Annotated in this window: 1 protein-coding gene; it reads left to right on the plus strand. The window is 35.7% G+C overall.

Annotated elements, in window-relative coordinates; translation table 11 throughout:
- The coding region (locus GQR46_RS20285) for a hypothetical protein (protein WP_206009742.1) at nucleotides 1-382 on the plus strand (382 nt) is incomplete at its 5' end.
- Nucleotides 383-703: the final 321 nt, after the last annotated feature.

The following is a 703-nucleotide window of genomic DNA, read 5'->3' on the forward strand; positions in this document are numbered from 1 at the left end:
ATTTTTGCATCGAATAAAAAAGGAAGAAAATATGTTAATTTTAATTGTCGGCGATAATGGAAATATGTTGTGCGTTGCATGGGGAAAGCACAAAGGTGCTTGTAAAACAGGTGTTTCTTTTTCCGAAGATTCACTTTCCAAATTTAGCAAAGTCACTATTCACGACAAAGAATTTGATGATGAGCTAGGAATAAAAATCGATAAGATGGAAAGGTATTGCCAATATAGTGACTGCGCCTCAGAGCTAGCATTTTCCGGAAAAAATTGTGAAAATATTACTCGAACATCAAGTGTAATGTTCCATAGCGAAGATTCGAAAGAACTGATCTCCTTGGAAACAATTCTCGAACTAAGGACAGCACAGGATTGTGAATGCAAGTAGTTGAAATAAATTAGGAAAAACGAAGTTTTGACAGTGTAAAGCGTAACGTTTCCGTGCAACGCGCTTCATACTTTTCGTTTTCCTAATCACTACCTTTGATAGTTAGAACTTTTTTATGGCTTTTTTCCCTTCCAAACAATGCAACATAACTAAAAATTAGGGCTTATTGCTTTTAAAACAATCTGTGAAAAATTAATCAGCTCAAATTGATACCCAACAATTGCATGCAGTTGACATTTTTTCCACTACGGCCTTCGGCTCTTCGTTCCAAAAAACTCGCAAAAATTACATTGACACCCATCCTGAATTTTGGACTTTGTG

Source organism: Pseudoalteromonas sp. Z1A6 (genome assembly GCF_011378745.1).
Taxonomy (GTDB): Bacteria; Pseudomonadota; Gammaproteobacteria; order Enterobacterales; family Alteromonadaceae; genus Pseudoalteromonas; species Pseudoalteromonas arctica.